Origin of the sequence: Bradyrhizobium sp. PMVTL-01 (genome assembly GCF_051861855.1) — a bacterium.
Taxonomy (GTDB): domain Bacteria; phylum Pseudomonadota; class Alphaproteobacteria; order Rhizobiales; family Xanthobacteraceae; genus Bradyrhizobium.
In genome coordinates this window covers 113,859-131,632 of the sequence record NZ_CP193982.1, presented here as the reverse complement: position 1 = coordinate 131,632, position 17,774 = coordinate 113,859, and the positions used below count along the sequence as shown (strand labels likewise).

Annotated in this window: 12 protein-coding genes; 7 read left to right on the top strand and 5 right to left on the bottom strand. The window is 61.7% G+C overall.

What is annotated here, in order from left to right; all coding sequences use genetic code 11:
* Positions 1 to 21: 21 nt before the first annotated feature.
* The 3 genes from ACRQ5Q_RS00565 to ACRQ5Q_RS00555 form a co-directional block, all read right to left on the bottom strand.
* The gene (locus ACRQ5Q_RS00565) at positions 22 to 684 is read right to left on the bottom strand and encodes a BBE domain-containing protein (RefSeq protein ID WP_439395540.1); all 663 of its coding nucleotides are present in this window, start codon (positions 682 to 684) and stop codon (positions 22 to 24) included.
* Between the two features lie 67 nt (positions 685 to 751).
* On the bottom strand, positions 752 to 1,468 hold the full coding sequence (locus ACRQ5Q_RS00560; protein ID WP_439395538.1) for an FAD-binding oxidoreductase: 717 nt from the start codon (positions 1,466 to 1,468) through the stop codon (positions 752 to 754).
* 558 nt (positions 1,469 to 2,026) lie between these two features.
* Complete coding sequence (locus ACRQ5Q_RS00555) at positions 2,027 to 3,286, bottom strand: patatin-like phospholipase family protein (RefSeq protein ID WP_439395536.1); 1,260 nt, start codon at positions 3,284 to 3,286, stop codon at positions 2,027 to 2,029.
* A gap of 203 nt (positions 3,287 to 3,489) precedes the next feature.
* Between ACRQ5Q_RS00555 and ACRQ5Q_RS00550 the strand changes: the two genes are divergently transcribed.
* Positions 3,490 to 3,960 (top strand): hypothetical protein, encoded by a 471-nt coding sequence (locus ACRQ5Q_RS00550; protein ID WP_439395534.1) that lies wholly within the window; start codon positions 3,490 to 3,492, stop codon positions 3,958 to 3,960.
* Positions 3,961 to 4,215: 255 nt separating this feature from the next.
* Here the strand turns inward: ACRQ5Q_RS00550 and ACRQ5Q_RS00545 are convergent, their stop codons facing one another.
* Complete coding sequence (locus ACRQ5Q_RS00545; RefSeq protein WP_439395532.1) at positions 4,216 to 6,495, bottom strand: caspase family protein; 2,280 nt, start codon at positions 6,493 to 6,495, stop codon at positions 4,216 to 4,218.
* A gap of 643 nt (positions 6,496 to 7,138) precedes the next feature.
* On the opposite strand from ACRQ5Q_RS00545, the gene ACRQ5Q_RS00540 reads away from it, so the two are divergent.
* Positions 7,139 to 9,652 carry a caspase family protein gene (locus ACRQ5Q_RS00540; RefSeq protein WP_439395530.1) on the top strand — a complete coding sequence of 838 codons (2,514 nt, stop codon included), beginning with the start codon at positions 7,139 to 7,141 and terminating at the stop codon, positions 9,650 to 9,652.
* Positions 9,649 to 10,737, top strand: a complete 1,089-nt coding sequence (locus ACRQ5Q_RS00535) for a hypothetical protein (protein ID WP_439395529.1) — start codon at positions 9,649 to 9,651, stop codon at positions 10,735 to 10,737. Before ACRQ5Q_RS00540 ends, ACRQ5Q_RS00535 begins: the two co-directional genes overlap by 4 nt.
* Positions 10,738 to 12,459: 1,722 nt before the next feature.
* Here the strand turns inward: ACRQ5Q_RS00535 and ACRQ5Q_RS00530 are convergent.
* Complete coding sequence (locus ACRQ5Q_RS00530) at positions 12,460 to 13,731, bottom strand: MFS transporter (protein WP_439395528.1); 1,272 nt, start codon at positions 13,729 to 13,731, stop codon at positions 12,460 to 12,462.
* 264 nt (positions 13,732 to 13,995) lie between these two features.
* On the opposite strand from ACRQ5Q_RS00530, the gene ACRQ5Q_RS00525 reads away from it, so the two are divergent.
* From ACRQ5Q_RS00525 to ACRQ5Q_RS00510, 4 genes are all read left to right on the top strand, one after another.
* A complete protein-coding gene (locus tag ACRQ5Q_RS00525; protein WP_439395526.1) occupies positions 13,996 to 15,315 on the top strand; it encodes a UbiA family prenyltransferase in 1,320 nt (439 codons plus the stop codon).
* Between the two features lie 101 nt (positions 15,316 to 15,416).
* Positions 15,417 to 16,031, top strand: coding sequence for a ribonuclease D (locus ACRQ5Q_RS00520; RefSeq protein ID WP_439372415.1), 615 nt, complete (start codon positions 15,417 to 15,419; stop codon positions 16,029 to 16,031).
* A 252-nt stretch (positions 16,032 to 16,283) separates the two neighbouring features.
* Complete coding sequence (gene lptC / locus ACRQ5Q_RS00515; RefSeq protein ID WP_439395524.1) at positions 16,284 to 17,006, top strand: LPS export ABC transporter periplasmic protein LptC; 723 nt, start codon at positions 16,284 to 16,286, stop codon at positions 17,004 to 17,006.
* Between the two features lie 5 nt (positions 17,007 to 17,011).
* Positions 17,012 to 17,761, top strand: a complete 750-nt coding sequence (locus ACRQ5Q_RS00510) for an LptA/OstA family protein (protein WP_439372417.1) — start codon at positions 17,012 to 17,014, stop codon at positions 17,759 to 17,761.
* The last annotated feature ends 13 nt before the right edge of the window (positions 17,762 to 17,774 follow it).

Genomic DNA, 17,774 nt, shown 5'->3' with positions numbered 1-17,774 from the left:
AAATACTCAAATCGAATAGGGCTAGACCAACGGTATGCTTTGCGGAAAGCGGAAGACGTTCCCAGGATCGAGGGTGCGCTTCACGGCCATGAGGCGGGCAAGGTTCGGGCCCCAGTAGGCGGTCGGCCAGTTCTGCAATTCGCTGTCACAGTAGTTAATATATGCCTTGCCCGGGGCGTACGGTCGCATCCCGGCATAGAACGCCGCCATGGCACGGACACGTTGCTTCGTCGCGCCGGCGCTGTCCCAACCGGAATAGTAATGGATCATGAAGCTGATGCTCCGACGATGCGGGAAGGCGGTATCGGCCTCGCCGAGGCCATCGATCGCACCACCGTAGGCGTTGAAGATCAGCGCGATCTGGCTGGATGACTGGCCGACGAGCGCCGCAAGTAATGTCGTCACGGCCGCGGGCGAAAGCGAAGGAACGAAGTCCGACTTTTCCTTTTGATACCGAGGGTCGGAGCCTGTGCCGGCAAAGAACTTATACGCCTCCCAAACGTCATGGTTTGTAGAGTCCTCGCGCCGCTCAACGGTTCTATCGCTTCGAGTGCCCGGAGGCCGATATCGAGCACCTGAGGCGGCGCGATACTTTGACCGATGCATCGTAGCGAAACGCTGCGGCTGTCGATCCGGCTGATCTTGAGCAAGGCCGTGATGCCCGGATCCGCCGTAGGCGCCCATTTCTGCCAGGCATCGACGACTCTCGTCGCGCGCGCCACCGGCAGTACCCAGTGTTGTACGAAGACGGTCACGTTCGAGATCGGATGCACCCCGAACACGAATCCGGTTGCGATGCCCAGCGATCCACCGCCACCGCCACGGCACGCCCAAAACAGGTCGGGATCTTGTCCTTGCTTGCCGACACCACGGTTCCCGCAGCGGTGACCAACGTGACCGCCTTCATGTTGTCGCATGCAAGCCCATAGGCTCGGGCAAGCAGACCATACCCGCCGCCCATGACATGACCGGAAATCCCGACGTCTGGACAAGTGCCCGCAACGAATGCGACGTCCTTGCCCTTAAGCGCCTTCTGGATATCGCCGATCGACGCGCCGGCACCGACTGTCACCGTCATGCTCTTCCGATCGAACGTTACGCTGCCGAGATTCTTGATGTCGATGACGACTCCCGGGCTACAGGAGAATCCTTCATAGGAATGTCCCCCACATCGCACCGCGAACGGTAGATCGTTCGCCTTGACCCACGCAAAGACGGCGGCAACGGCGTTCGTCGTGGAGCATATCGCAAACAACGCCGGTGCAATCCTCGTCCGGGCGTTGTAGACCCCGACATACGTTGCGAAATCGGCGTCTCCTGGACGGAGCATGATGCAGCCGGGGATGGTCGGCAAAGGCGGCAGACGGATCGGCGCTGGCGACGTATCTGGCGAAGGCCGTTCGTCGGCTGCCTCATCGGACGGCGCCGACCCCCGATCCATGTCCGGAAAATGATAGGGACTTTCCAACTCTCCCCATGAACACCAGCCGCGCCGCGCTGGCTCGCCGCGAAGTTTGCCCGCACGGTAAGGTCCAGCGGCAAGCGCTCTTCCCGACGCAGCGATTCGCTCGGTCTGCTCTTCCGAACTTCTCGATGTCACGTTCAACGGCTGCTACGGTAAGATGGAGTGCGCATCGTTGTCAATTTTTGGTTGACAATCGCGCAACGTGTGATGCCATCATATTCATTGTGGCGTGCCGCCTACCTTCAACGAAGTGCGCAAAGAGAACACGGGAAGTGATTTCGACTCGCCGCTGCGCGGCCGGCGGGGCACTTTCAAATCGCGGCTGCGCAATGCTAAGTCGCAGTGCTGCCTGGGGGAAGAGGTGGGGGACGCGCTGGCCTACCGCTGCGGCGCAAGTATTGGCTGCCATCGACGCAATGCGCCTTTATCACTCCGTTGAGGCGATTCTAAATTAGGCATGGAGTCGAAGCTGGTAAGTCGAACAATTGCAACTGGTGTTGTCGTACGGCTGCTCAATCGAGCCGACGCAAGGATGAAAGCGACGCGTCCCAGATGTTCTTCTCATCCCAGCGGTAAGTGATCGCCCAGCCATTTGGCTGCCTTCGCCTGCCAGCCGGCGTTGACGGTGCCAGCAGGGATCGGCAGCGAGGTGACTGCGGGGATCTTGGGATCGATGAAGCTTCGTAAGGCCAGATCACTCACCAAGTAGCCCCAATTCACTAGGTCTTCTGTCTCCCGCGCGCCCAGAAAATGTAGCCAGGTCCCGATACTGGAAAGCCGCCGCCATCTATCCTGCGCAAGATCGCCGCGGTCAGCCGGATAACGCGCCGGATCGGTCGAAATCGCCCAATATGTACCGCGCAGGCTAAGATACCGCCTCAGCTTGGAGTCCGCCGGAAGCTGGTCCAGGGTTGGGTCGGCGGCAGCGATGAAACGGCCTATCAAATCCTGCCGACGCAGTGCGCGGACCTGGTTATCGGTAGTGTCAAGGACGCGTTTGAGTTGGGGCAGCCAGCGATAAAATCCTCTCGTTGATGTCGACCACGGCGCGCCACCGTCGCTGACCAGCAGCATGCGGCAGCGCTCGATCAGCGGCTGCAAACCATGATTGTCGTAGACGCCGCCGTCCGTCAGCACCGCGCGGCGAAGTAAGGAAGGATGGGCCGGTTCGGGCTCCCTGTCATCAACCGGCTGCATGACGAATTTAAAGGGGCGCAGATCCAGCCGCAACGGCGAGAGCGCCGGGGGAAAAGCCGCCGAGGCAGCAACCGCTATCGCTAGGTCGAGATCTGGATCGAAATGCTGGCCTAGTCGGTAATCGGCAATGTATCGCTTCGAGAAACGAAACAGCGAACCTGTCGTCAGATTGCTTGAGCAGAAGATAAAGCGCGGCCGATCAGGCAGCGCTCGCAAGTTCGCGCCGACGCCGAGCAGCGCTTGGTATCGCTTGGCAACCTGTTGCGACGCCGTCGTCCACGGCGCGGCAACGCCAAGGAAAATCGACGAAAAATCCGCCGTAGTTTTCGCAAACTCGAGTAGCGGGCACAGATACATCAGGGCGAAATTCGTTCCGACGCCACTCTGATCGAAGGTGATCCGACTCCACACGGCTCCAAGGAGCCCGGCGGCTATAGATCCACCTGACACGGACGAAATTGCATCCAATCTTTGCAGCCAGCCTAGCTCGTTCAGTCGGGCGAGCGCGCCGGCGTGAAATAGCATTGCCCGGTAACCGCCACCGGAGAGGCACAAACCCAGCTCAAGATCGCGACTGTGTCGGGCTCGCTGAACAGGCTCGTCCGCCTTCGGGATGACAGCCATTGTGCCTCCTGCCGCCTCGGGAACGTATTTGGCCTTGTCAAAATACATCGTTCCCGTGCAACATTGAAGCGCTACCACCCGAACTATGACCATTCGCTGAAGCGGGATCACGAAAGGAAGTTCGATGGATTCGCGGAAGCGTTTCACCTCCCAGTATGCCGAACGGATGCCCGACCACAGGCAATATTTACGGCGCCGACCCAATGTCAGGGCGCCGACCGCGCTACCGAACGGCGATCGATGTCAATCACGAGCCTCTCCTCGAAGCAGGCCCCGCCGGCGCCGTGATCGAAGTCATTGGTTACGATGCCGAGCACACGCGCTTCTACGCACCTGTTGATCTCAACAAGCCCGAACTTTTGATGGAAAACGGGCTCTCCCCAAAGGAATCGGACCCACGATTCCATCAACAGATGGTTTACGCGGTCGCGATCAAAGTCATGAGACCGCCCGACGTGCATTGGGCCGGCCAATCAGCTTTTATCACAGTCGCAGCAAAAAGAAGATCAGGCTTTTTCCGCATGCATTCTACGGCGCGAATTGCATTCTTCGAGCCCAACTGCAATGCCGTTTTCTTCGGATACTTCAGGGCGAGCGCTTTGAACCCGGGGCCTAATTGCCCGGGCAAATGGTGTTTACTTGCCGGTCTTATGACGTCACTGCGCATGAAGTGACGCACGCGATCGTACACCGGTTGCGCCGCTACTTCCTCGAACCAACGAACGTGGACGTGCTCGCATTCCACGAGGCATTCGCCGACCTTGTAGCGCTATTTCAACGCTCGCCGAGGTCGGCGTGGGATGCCCCCGCCGCGTGGCGATGACCTCAGCAGCCAATTCTTCTCTTAGCCAATTGCGCGATATCCGTTTCGCTCGGAAATAGCGAGGCTTTGTCCGGATGCGAATGCGAAGTGGCGCGCGCCCTTGAACCTAGCCGTGACTGGCAGCTAATTGAAGTGTCCGGACATTTGAAGTAATCGCTTGAAGGTCTTCCCCGGCAATCTCGGCCCAAAGCTGCGCCCGCAACGGATCGTTATCTGCGAAAGCCATAGCCGATAGCACCTCTCGCCGCCAGATCGGACGTAAGCTCGGCAATTGCGGCAATTCTTGAAGTGCTCGATGTAGAGAATCGGCCCGTCCAGCTGTTCCGGCGTGAACCTGTGCAGCGATGGCAAATAGCCTCTCTATTTCGGTGCTGGCCTCATCGGCACAGTGCATCAGGGCATCAATCGCGTCGCGTCCTGAGAGATGCGCCAAGGCGAGAGCGCAGGTTCCGCGGTCGAATGAGTCGTCGCCGTCAAGACCTTTCTCAATATCACTTCGAAATGTAGCGTCGCGGCGCCAACCCAGCGACACCAGCATCTGCTGTCGTATCTCTGCCGTTGAGGAAAGCGAAGATTCAACATGGCGGGATGCTTCTGGCCACTCGATCGGCTGGCAGTACAAAGTAGAGAATGCCCAATTAATGTTTGCGCCCTGCGGATTTTTCTCCACCAAGGTAGCAAGGTAGCGGGCCGCGTGGATACTATCGACAGCACCAATTGCAATTGCTGCACTTTGCCGCAGTTGAGCTGCTTCATTCGGGTTCAGCAGCACGATGCCCAAAGACGACATCGTTCGGCGAAGGCGTAGATGAGCCAGGCAGTCTACCGCGTATTCTCGAAACTGTTGCTCTGGATGTCGGAGCCAAGTATTCATCAGCGCGTCGGCCGCGACGGGCGCCAGATCGTCTCTCGCATACCGAATGGAGCTAGAAATGTGAGTTTCATAGCCCTCTTTTGCGCAAATATCCGCAAGTTGCTCAATCTCGTTCAAGATAGCACCTTGCCCTGTTTGCCCAAAAATACGCATAAGAGCTTCTATGACATAGGTATGAAGCTTCTGTAGCGAATACCGATTTACTGGTTCAATACCCTCAAAACGCGCATCAAGGTCATCATGAGTGGTCAGGCGTACAATTGCCGATGTTATGACGTCATAACCGACATGACCGATCGCTTCGATAGCCAGTCGCTGCACGTCGAAATCCCGCACCTTTAATAACTGATACAACCCATCCATTGCGCTACGATTGCCGCGGAAAGCCGAAAAGCAGGGCGCAGCCGCTAGTTTCAATTGCCACTCGCCATTCTCAATAGCATTCAAGAGGTGTGGGACTGCAGCAGGCCCAAGTCGTCTGCACAGCTTTCGCAATCGAACCTTCTGCTGATACGACCCGGATGTCTGCTTAAGGATATCCGTCAATGCGCTTGGTCCTAAAGTCGCGAGAACAGCAACCGCGGCTTCGCCGGTGACTGGATCACTTCCAACAAAGGCACTCATGGCGCCTGGAATGTCATGGTTACTTCGCAGGGGCGACGACGGCTGGTCTTTCTGGTTCCCACGCGAGCCCGGGTCGTCGGCTTGAGCCACACGAGCGCCGGTGTCTTCGGGCGCAGTTGGTCGTTCCGACGGTGCACCATCCCAGGGCGTGGCCCACTCGCCCGGTGGGACGAAGAAGAAGGCGCTCGTGAGGGCGTCGTTCGACCAAGGAACTTGCTTGCCATTGGTGGCCTCACGGACGCTGCGTCGCACAAGACGCATCATTTCGGTGACTTCCAAGCCCGGCCTGTCAATGCACTCGAGGAGAGCCCGGGTGAAGGGACTCAGGCCACCTTTCTCGCCGTCGACCGCAACATGGCCCTGTTCGGCCGCGAACGCGATCAGCGCGTCCTTGAGGGCGTCCTTCTCTACTTCCTTCAGACCGGCGCGCTGGACCGCGACGCTGCGGCTTCCTGGAAAAGCGGCCGCGCGGTCCAGACGGAATGGATCGTCGCGGCACGCGTCGAGGAATACGAGACTGACGTGCGCCACTCGCCGCATGTTGGTCAGCTGCGCCGAGAGGCTGAACGCTCGCTTCTCCAGGTCCTCAGGCTCTTCAAGCCGCGCGTCGACTGGGATGAGGTAGTTCTCGCCGTTGAACTGGATCGCGTGACCCGAGTAGTATAAAAGGCCGACATCGGTGCCCTCGAGCCTGCGGGTGAAAGCCCGCAAATTGCTGTCGAGATCGTTTATGTCGCAGTTGGACACCATCTTGACCTCGAAGCGGAGCCGCTCGAGCGTGTCCGCCATTCGCAGCGCGTCGTTGACCGGATTGTCAAGGGCAGTCGCCACCCTGTAGGCGGCATTGCCGATCACGAGCGCGACGCGCCTTTCCGCTTTGCTGGGCATTCTGACCTCGTGGAGCTGCGGCTCTGCGCCGATCACTCCATTACGAAATATTTAACGTTCGCCAGGCCGCGGGAGCCCAACGTGAAATAACGCACATGCAGTTGTACTGCGGCAGCAGGCCCGACCGGTTCTAGAGGATAGCGCAATCCTGGTCGAAGTTGAAGAAGGTCTTCTGGCTGATGGCCCGGAGCAAGGGCTCGATGATGACATCCACTTGAGATCGAATGCTTCCGTCGAGCTTGCCAGCGTGCACCGGATCGGCGCCGCCCAAAAGGAGCCGGCGAGCTATCCGCCCGAGGGCGCGTCGAGTAACTGGACGTCCAGGTCCAAAGCGTGGGGGGAGGCGCTCACGCTCCTGGCTGGTCGACGAGGGCCGGAAGCGGCAGTGACTCTCACGAGAAGCCGAGACAGCCAAGGTGACCTGCAAGAGCATGGATAGGACGTGGCTCAGTAGAGTGCGTACTCGCCACTAAGTTGTTCGTTCGCAGATGCATAGGCATTTTGCTTTATTCTCCCGATAGTGGCATGTTAGCCTCACACCAAGCGTTACAATCGATCATCCTTGGTTCACTGGAGCTGCCCTCGCGTTGCTGCACGGTACGGTGCTTCGAGCGCGAGTCCGCGGATCGCAAAGAGAAGGGGAATGGGTATCCTCTCATCCGAGGCCGATCGCGCCATTGGCCTAGTCTATCTCGATCCGGCTTTGCAGAATGCACCTGCAACGCATGCGCTTGTGATAGGCGTCGGAGAGTATTCGACGGGCAACCCACCCTCTGTGACTTCGCCCTCATTATCGGCGCGTGCCATCGCCGCTTGGATTCTTGACGGCACACTGGGCCGCGATCGGGCCGGCTTCAGCAATCCGCTTACCCCTCTTGGAAGCCTTGCAGTTTTACTCTCAGAGCAGCCGGGAGGCGCGCTCTCGGAAGTCGAGGGCGCGACCGTTCCGCGCGCGACCTTCACAAATGTCCAACGCGCCGTCGAGACGTGGACGACCCGCGCAGGCTCGCATCGCGGCAACCTGTTACTTCTTTTCGTAGCGAGCCACGGAGAAAGCTTCGGCCGGCGTACCGCAGTTCTGCTCGAAGACTATGGAAGCAACGAAAGGCGCCCAACCGCTGGGATGACGGAGATTGAGCAATTCGTCGATGCGCTGGCGGAGATTGAATCAGAGAACCAACTGCTCATTTTCGATTGCTGTCGATCACCAACCTCACTGCGCCTTCGCTACGATCAGCAGTTCGGAATCACTCTCGTCGAGCCGCCGGCACGCGCGGGGTTGCCGCGCCGCCCGTACGTACTGCGCTCGACCACGCTTGGCGCGGAGGCCTTCGGACGCAAGAACAAGCCAACACTCTTCACGCAAGCTCTATTGGATGCTCTCAAAGGTCTGGCGGCTTCACCGACCGATCGCTGGGCGATCGACAACTACAAGTTGGCAGACATTGCAGCCCGGCTGCTCGGTCTGCATCTTCGCGATGGTACCCCATTGCAGGAACCGGATAGCCAAATATCCCGGCGCTTCCTCGTGAGCGTCACCCCTCCAACGGAGACTGCGACCGTTTTCGTGTCGCTCGCGCCTAATCTCGATTTCGTGGGAAGCCGCATTCGGGTCATGGATGGCGAGGCGTTGGTTACGGAGGTGGTGGGAAGTGAAGACGATCCGCCTTTCGCGCGTCTTCAGCTCCTGAAATACCAGCCACGGACGATTCAGGCGCTCGACTCGAGCGGAGCCCTGATCGGACAGACGCAAATTGAGCCATTGCCCCCAGTGGCCTTTGCGGAGTTGCCCGAACGCTTCCACATCGTGTGGGGCGGCGCGCCAAAGGGCTTAGGCCGTGACGTTAAGGGGCGCATCTCTCTCTCGGTGAGCGCGTCACTGCCGAACGTGACGAGCGTCGTGGCGACCCTGCAACGGAGCGCGGAGGCTTGCTCGCCGATGCGGGTCGCAGTCTCGGCCGACGCCAGCCAGACGGGTTTCGAAGTCGATCCCGGCTGGTACGCGATCGACTTTGCTGCAGGCGACGGAAGGTTACTCTCCACCGAGTTCGAGGTGAAACCCGGCGGCCAAGTAACGGCACATCTCGACCTTCTAGGTCTCACCCAGGGCGGGCGACCGGCGCCGGTCAGCGCCGCGGCGACCGAAATTGCCTCGGCGGAACGTTCTCGCGAGATCTCTTCAACGGATGAGCCTGACCGACGCGCGTGGCTCGCGACCCTGGGAGCGAGCGAGAGTAAAATCGTGGCCCACGGAGAGGGGGATGATCGCATTCTGTTGGCCAACGTCGCACCGCCCCAATTGCTCCGCGCATCCCCGGATGAGGGCGCCGCCCCCAGAGTTGCGGAGCTAGCCTTTACATCCGAGCCTGGAACAGGGATTGGATTCGCCATTCACGACCAAGAAGTGCGGCGGCTAGGAGCGGGCCCCAACGAGCGGCCGCCGAGCCTTTCCGATTGGCCGGCTTGGGTGGCGGTCACCGGCTCGGGATGGCGTGAACTGGCATTTGTGCCCAGTATTGGCGGGTTCGCCGGCAGATTTCAGTATGATTCGGCAGGCCGCCCGGCCCCTTGGTTGCCTAAACTGAAGGTCGAGCCGTCTCACTGTGCGGCCTCGTCTCACATCGAGCTTCAAGTCCCAACGCGACAATGGTCTGGGCTGCTCTCCTTCCTAGGCTCGCGCGATTTCGAGCGCAGCGCAGTCATACTTGAGCACCTGTTATCGCAGATGACCATCAGGACGGCTCTGCTCCAAAAGATAGATAACCCGCTCGCCGCTACTGCGGCTGCGTTGGTCGCCGTGGGGACCGAACGTCTGGCGACGGCACGCATTCCCGAGGAATGGTTCTCGAATCTGGCTGCGTGGTTTCCGGGCCTGCCCGACGGTCCGGTTATCAAGGCGCGGCGGCTTCTCTCGCGACATGATTTTGCATCGCATCGCACGGAGGCCAAGGCCCTGCTGCTCGACGCGTGCCGGCGCGGCGTTCCAGTCTTTTCGCTCTCGGTCGACTGGCTCGCGCAGGGACTTGCACTATTCGCCCGTGATACCGATGCGGAGGCGCTGGCCCACAGTGCCCGGTCCTTGTCACAGCTCGTCGACCCTATGCGCGCCTTTACGGTGGTTCGTATTTCTCCTGAAGTGCAGGAAGACCACGCATGAGTGTCTTCGCTCTGACAATGAATCCCGCCTCGGAGGGCGATGCCCTATTGTTAAGCTGGGGAGAGAAATCTGGCCTCAGCCACGCGCTGATCGACTTGGGCCGTAGTGGTGACTATAAGGCTCTGCGGTCGCGCTTGGCAGATATCGACCGCTTTGCACTCTTCGCAATCAGCCACATCGATGCCGACCATATCGAAGGTGCGATGCCACTGATGAAAGAACCCACCGCGCCATTCCGTCCCGCGGATGTCTGGTTCAACGCTTGGCACCACCTCAAGAACGCGCAGAACCGACTCGCGGGCAATGAGACGCTGGAGAGGCTGAGCGCCAAGCAGGGCGAGAAGCTTTCGGCCGGCATCTTGCGGTTTGGCTGGCCCTGGAATCAGGCCTTCGGTCGCGAAGGCATCGTGTCGGTCGACAGCCCTGCGGCGCGCACACCATTCCTGATCGACGGGCTCGGCGTCACCTTGCTTTCGCCAGGCGACCGTGAGTTGGCCGCGCTGGAGCCGGTCTGGTTGACGGAGCTTGCCAGGGCTCATCTCCGCCCGCTCGATCCCGACGAGAGTCCCGCCGTCCCACCGTCCGGGTTCGAGCGCCTAGGCACCCTCGACGTCGAGGCGCTCGCGCGAAAGCCGTTCGTCGCCGACACGTCGGAGCCGAACGGCACCAGCATCGCATTTCTTGCCGAGTTCCGAGGCCGAAGTGTGCTGCTCGGAGCCGATGCCCACCCGGGCGTGATCGAGCGCTCTTTGCGAGCGCGCGGCTATAGCGAACAGAACCGCCTTAAGGTAGACCTGTTCAAGCTTTGCCATCACGGCAGCAAGGCCAATACCTCGCCATCCCTCCTGCGGATACTCGATTGCACATGTTTCGCGATCTCGACTGATGGAACGCGGCACGACCATCCCGATCCCGAGACGATCGCACGCATCCTGGTCAACGATCGGACCAGGAAGAAAATTTTCTATTTCAATGTCAACCAAGATCAGGCGGCAATTTGGGATCGGCCGGATCTCCGGGCACGGTACGACTACGAATGCGTCATCCCGCCCAAACATGCCTCCGGAGTAACGATTGACGTATGATCCGATGGATCTGTGATTCGAGGTGAGCTTGGACGCGAACGTCGAGGCCGCGAGAGCGTAGGCGCACCCAGATTTGCATATTGAGTTTGGATTCGGTTCGACTTGCGGCATAATCCCGGCAGTCCGAGCCGACCCGACCGGTCATGGCGTGCCGGAACGGCGCTTGCTCGCTCGCCGGCCTCGATCGCAGGATCGAAATGCTCGGGGCAATCAGGAACGATGAAACGCTTGTGAATCGGCGCGATGGATGACCGCACCCATCTCAATGCTGTCGGTGACTTATCGTGCCGATCGGCGTCGGGACTCCATGCCGATTCACAGTTGGCTGTTCACGAGCGGATTTGGCCGCGTTCGCCGCCAGCAGCTTATGACGCTCCGATGCCCACGGCTCGAGCTTCTGCTGCTGAAGCGTGTCGGGCCTGATGCTTGGGCTTCTCGGCGCAGTCACCGGCGTGATCTACACGGGCATCGCAACTCCAACCGAGGTGTCGGCTATTGGCGCGCTGTGTGCAGCGATCCCGTACTTTCCACGGGCGCGTCGCAGCGTTGAAGGCCGGCATCATATGGGCCTTCGTTGTCAGAGTTTCTGCGCCGGAACTGGTGTGACCGATGGCAAAGTGGGCTATCGTCCTCGCTCATTGACAACGAGCAGGTCAGCACGGTTGCCGAACAACGCGCCACCCTGGTTCAAGACATCGTCCCACGCGCGTGCAATGCACCGGGAGCTGTGTAAGATCAGCGCCATGGGCAGCTTCCGCCGGCGTTCCCGCGCGTGCCTTGGTTCGGCTTCGGGTGCAAGCTGTTCGAGCTTCTTGCTGCTACGCGAATAGCTGAACACGACGTCATCGCCGGCCCGAGCAAACACAGTGCCAGCTTGCCGCCGATCAGGCCTGAACCGAGAACGCCGACACGCATCTTTTTCTTCCCGACATGAAAATGTTAGGGCTGATAGATCGTTGGTGCCGGCCTTTGTCGAAGCCGATCAACGGCAGATTCCCTCACGCTGCCTTTCCCGGCTTGTGGGCTGCCCCAGATGTTCCTTGAAGAATGGTACCTGGCGAGCGCCTGTCCCGCCGGTTCGGGCTTGTCGTAGAGGCCATAATGCACCAGCCCTCCGTCCGGCGATCCCATGTAATTGAAATTCCCCCGCCGGAATCCACATCGAGGACCAGGTCGCGCCGAAGCGCTGCGGCTCCTCGACGGGCGGGCGCGCCGGCTCACCCAAGGGGCGTGCCGCTGCTGCCGGCACGAACTCGGCCGAACGCGTACTGCGGGCACCGAGGCCAAACCGCGCCTGAGCCGGACGAATTGAGAAAGCGTGAGGGCTCAGGGGTCGGTCGACTTCCATGGCGAGGACCCCGAGAGGATCACCGAGCCTCTGAAGGGTAACGGGCACGAGGCCGTTCGGACGAAGTGAGCCGAGCGTTGTCGTGCTAAACTGTCCCAACCCGCTCTCCCACGCGCAGTCTCGCTGCCCTGCGAGTGCGTGGGGTTCGGCGATCAGAGCAGGGGTCGACACGAGCACAGTCCAGTGGTACAAACGCCGAACTTGGCGCAGAGGTAAGTGGCTGTTTTTGCTATAGTTTGACGGATCCGGTCCCAATCCTTTCCTGGGCACCATTGCGGGATTTGGTCCCAAAATAGACCTACCTTCGATCGATAGAGATGGCTGGGCGGCGATCCGCGTATCGCCGCGCTTTCGGTCCTCGATGGGCCTTCCCCTCACACCACCCGCTTGCCCGCCCGCTCCGCCACCGCCTTCTGCACGAAATACATCGCGACCAGCGTGACGATCGTAGTCATGACCACGACGTAGCCGATCCGGTCGAAATGGATCAGCGCGCCATCCGGCGCCTGCGCGATGATGGCGCCGGCGAGCACCGAGCCGAGACCGCCGGAGAGCTGCTGCAGCGAGGCGCTGACCGCGCTGAACGAGCCGCGCTGGCTCGCGTCGGGGATCGCCGACATCAGCGCCTGCGACGGGATCATGCGCGAGAAGATGCCGACGAACATCAGCACGTTCACGGTGATCGCGGTCGCCAGCGAGACGTGGCCGAGATGGGTGTAGATCAGCACCATGACCACGGTCATCGCGCAGCCGAACACGAAGGTCGGATATTTGCCGAAGGCATCGCTGGCGCGGCCGACCAGCGGCCCGGTGACGATGCTGAACAGGCCGGAGACGAGATAGATCGTCGGCAGATGCAGCATGTCGATGCCGAGATTGTGCACGGTGTAGGCGCTGGAGAACGGCATCAGCATGTAGCCGCCGGTCGCAAGCAGCGTCGTGACGGCGAAGGCCAGCGTATAGCGCGGCTCTGCGATCGTCGCGATCAGATGCTGGAATGGATTCCTGTCCTGCTTGAGCCGCAGATGCGCGTCGACCGGCTCCATGACGAAGGCGATGATGGCGATCGTGACGATCGAGAGCGCGACGATCGCGACGAAGCAGACCTGCCAGCTCCAGTGATTGGCGAGAAACAGCCCGGCGGGAATCCCGAGCACCTGGCTCGCGGCGAACGCGGTCTGCACGAAGCCCATCACGCGGCCACGCAAATGCAGCGCGAACAAATCGGTGATGATGGCCAGCACGACCGAGCCGATCACGCCGCCGAACAATCCGGTCACGATGCGGCCGATCAGCAGCACATGGTAGTTTTGCGCCATTGCGCAGAGCAGGGTGCCGAGCGTGAAGCCGACATAGAAGAACAGCAAGAGGCGCTTGCGATCGAAGCGATCGGCAAAGCCGGCGGCGAGGATGCCCGAAAGTCCCGCGCTGAACGCATAGGCCGACACCGCGACGCCGAACTGCGCGGCCGTGATGCTGAGTGCGGGCATCAGGATGGCGCCGAGCGGCGACATGATGATGAAGTCGAGAATGATCGTGAATTGCGTGAACGCCAGCAGCGCGATGAGGAGCGCCTGGTAGCGCGAAAAGCCGCGCTGGCGCTCCCTTTGATCGTCAATCGGCGCGGCGAGCGTTTGGTCAGGCATCACATTTCATTCACAGTGAGCGGGCGGGAAGCTCGCAACAGATAGGTATGCCAGGACGATTTTCACGGGGCGCCCGGCGACCGCCCCCGAGAAGCTGCGTTCCCTCCCCCACAAGGCGGGAGGGACGGAGAGAGCCCGTCTGCCGCCTGGTTAAGCCGCCTTTAGCGAATGCTCGCATAAGGTTCCGGCCATCCATTGTCCTGCTCCCCGGTCCTCCCTAGTCCTTGGGGCCGGTCATGTCGCGGCAGTTGAGAGCGTTTTCGGATGGAGCAGCCTGCCTGGAGTTACGATCCTGGCGTATCAGAGCCGTCGGCAACCCCGGCGGCGCGGACGCTCGTCATCGATCTCGAGGGCGCCCTGCTGCGCTCCGAGCTGCTGATGGAGGCGCTGTTCTCCAGTCCCGGGCGCATGCTGGCCCGCTTCGGCGCGGGCGGACGGCCCGGCATGGCGGCGCTCACGGCGATCCTGGCGGGCGCCAGGATCGACTACGCTCATCTGCCCTATGATCCCGACGTGCTGAACCGGGCGCTCGCGGCGCGGGCGCGGGGTGAGAAGATCTATCTCGTTGCCGCACGCTTCGCCGGGCACGCTGCCGGCATTGCCGCGCATCTCGGCTTCGATGGCGTCGTCACGCCGACCGATCTCGCCGCGGGCAATCTGCCGTTCGATCGCGCCGCGATCGAGCGCATCGACGCACGCAACGGCAACCGTGCGAGCCTTAAAACCTGGGCGAAAGCGCTGCGCATCTACCAATACGCCAAGAACACGCTGGTGTTCGTGCCTGTTGTCACCGCGCACCAGATGAATCTTTCGACGCTCGGCTACGCGTTGCTCGCGTTCCTGGCGTTCTCGGCCTGCGCCTCCGGCGCCTATCTGATGAACGATCTGCTCGATCTCGCGGCCGACCGGCAGCATCCGACCAAGCGTCATCGCGCGCTCGCGGCCGGCGATTTGCCGATCTCGTCCGCGCTGTGGGCGATCCCCCTGCTGTGGTCGCTTGCGGTCACAGCTTCCCTCTTCATCTCGCCGCTGTTCCTGGGCGTGCTCGGCGCCTATCTCGCCACCACGATCGCCTATTCGCTCGCGCTCAAGCGCAAGATGCTGGTCGACGTCGTCACGCTCGCCGGCCTCTACAGCTTGCGCATCGTGGCCGGCGCCGTCGGTGCCGGCGTCGTGCTGTCGGAATGGCTGTTGATCTTCTCGTTGTTCGTGTTCACCTCGCTGGCGCTGATCAAGCGCTTCAGCGAGCTCAGCATGCGCGAGGGCGCCGGGCTCGCCGATCCCTCCAACCGCGATTATCGGATCACCGATCTGCACGTCATCGCCGCGATGGCGGCGGCGAGCGCCATGAACGCGGTGACCGTGTTCTCGCTCTATGTGTCCTCGTCCGCGGTGACGCCGCTCTACAGCCGTCCCTGGATGCTGTGGCTGATGACCCCGCTGCTGCTGTACTGGTTCGGCCGGGCCCTGATGATGGCGCATCGCCGCGCGATGCCGGATGATCCGATTTTGTATGCCTTCCGCGACGGCCCCAGCCGCACCGCGGTCGCGGCGATGATCTGCATCATGCTGGTCGCGATCTGAACGGACGCTTGCGCGGCCTGCCCCGAGTGGATACATCGCGGGCAATCCGAAATGAGCCTATTGTTCCAGAAGACCGATTCGACCCGAGGTTTTGAAACGCCATGACCGTACGCCTGCATCGCGGCGACCTGCCGGACCTGTCCCGTTACACCGGAGCGGTGGCGATCGACACCGAGACCATGGGGCTCGATCCGCACCGTGACAGGCTCTGCGTGGTGCAGCTCTCACCCGGCGACGGCAGCGCCGACGTGGTGCAGATCCCCAGGGGTCACACCGACGCGCCGAACCTGAAGGCCCTGCTGGCCAATCCGGACATCACGAAGATCTTCCACTTCGCCCGCTTCGACGTCGCGGTGCTGTACCAGACCTTCGGCGTCATGACCGGGCCGATTTATTGCACCAAGATTGCCTCCCGCCTGACCCGCACCTATACCGACCGCCACGGCCTCAAGGACCTCGTGCGTGAGGTGCTCAATGTCGACCTCTCCAAGCAGCAGCAGTCCAGCGACTGGGGTTCCGACAGCCTGACCGAGCCGCAGCTCGCCTACGCCGCCTCCGACGTGCTGCACCTGCATGCCTTGCGCGAGCGGCTCGACGCCATGCTGGTCCGCGAGGGCCGCACCCAGCTGGCAAAGGCCTGTTTCGACTTCCTGCCGACCCGCGCTCTGCTCGACCTCCAGGGCTGGGACGAAGAGGACATCTTTGCGCATTCCTGAGGGGTGCTTTAACCTCTCCCGCTTGCGGGAGAGGTCGCGCCGAAGGCGCGGGTAAGGGTTTTCTCCTCCAGGGGAGTGTCCCATTGCGGTGACACCCTCTGCCCAGCCCTCTCCCGCTAGCGGGAGCGGGAGAGACGGCCGCCCCGTTTCGGACACTTTCCTGCGGCCTCTCGCGGGCTGCACATTCGGTCGCCGCCGGGTACAATGGCGCGGCCTTCAACCGGACAAGGCGAGCAACGCTCTGGAGCAGCGGTGAATTCGGCCCAGAATCCCACCTACGACGCCGCGCTTGCGGCGAAGTTTGCCAGCGCGGCGCGGCACAGCCGCATGGTGCGGATTCTGCGCGTCGCGGTGCCGGCGACGGTGATCGCGTCCATCGCCGCGATCGTCGCCGTCTCGACCTTTCTCAATCCCTACATAATCCCCATCAAGCTCGATTCCGGCAGCCTCGTGGTGACAGGCACCAGGATCACGATGGAATCGCCGCATATGTCCGGCTTCACGCCGGACCGTCGGCCCTACGAGCTCTGGGCCAGGACCGCGACGCAGGACATCACCGATCCCGATCATGTCGATCTCGCCGATCTGCGCGCGAAGGTGCTGATGGAGGATCAGTCGACCCTGTTCCTCGATGCCCGCACCGGCCGCTTCGACAACAAGCAGCAGCAGCTCGACCTGCACAAGGACATCTTCCTGCGCACCTCGACCGGCTATGAGGCACGGCTGAACTCGGCCTTCGTCGACATGGGCAAGGGCACGGTCTCCTCCGACGAGCGCGTCGACGTCAAGCTGACCAACGGCACGCTGACCGCGGATCGCCTGCGAATCACGGAGGGCGGCGACGTCATCCGCTTCGAAGGCAATGTGGTGATGCATCTGGACAAGCTCGACGACGGTGCCGCCGCGCAGCCTGCGCCGGCCGAGCCCGCGCCGCCGCCGGCCAAGTCAAAGCACAAGTCTGCCAATTCGAAGTGATTTTCATGATCAGGATTTTTCCGCGCAACGAGGACAAGCGTCGCGCCATCATCGCTGCGGCCGCGCTGGCCTTGGGCGCCGCGCTGCTCGCTGGTGGCGCGGCCATCGCGCAGAGCACGATGCAGGGCGTGCCGAATGCGATGCAGGGCTTCTCGCAAAACCGCGATCAGCCGATCCAGATCGAGGCCGCTTCGCTCGAGATGCGTGACAAGAAGAAGGAGGCGACCTTCGCCGGCAACGTGAAGGTCGTGCAGGGCGACACCACCATGACCTCGAAGACGCTGGTGGTGTTCTACGAATCGGGTGGCGACAAGCCGGCCACGCCGCCGCCCGCGGCGAAGGGCGCCAAGAACAGCAGCACCGGTGCGCCGATGCAATCGGCGACGCCGGGCCCCGGCGGCAGCTCGTCGATCAAGCGGCTGGAGGCACGCGGTAATGTGGTGGTCACCCAGAAGGATCAGGTGGTGACCGGCGAGACCGCCGTGTTCGACACCAGGACCAACCTCATCACCATGCTCGGGGGCACCGGCGGCCAGGTGGTGCTGACGCAGTGCAAGAACGTGCTGCGCGGCGACCGCCTGATGGTCGACATGACGACGGGCGTCTCGCGGGTGGAGTCGGATAGCGGCCGGGTACAGGCGCTGCTGCCCCAGGGGGGCAGCAATGATTGTGGCCCGGGTGCCCAGGGCGGGCAGGGGGGCAAGCCCGCCGCGGGGTCGCCTTCGCAACTGCCCGGCGCAAGTAAACCAAAGTAAATTCAGCGGCTTG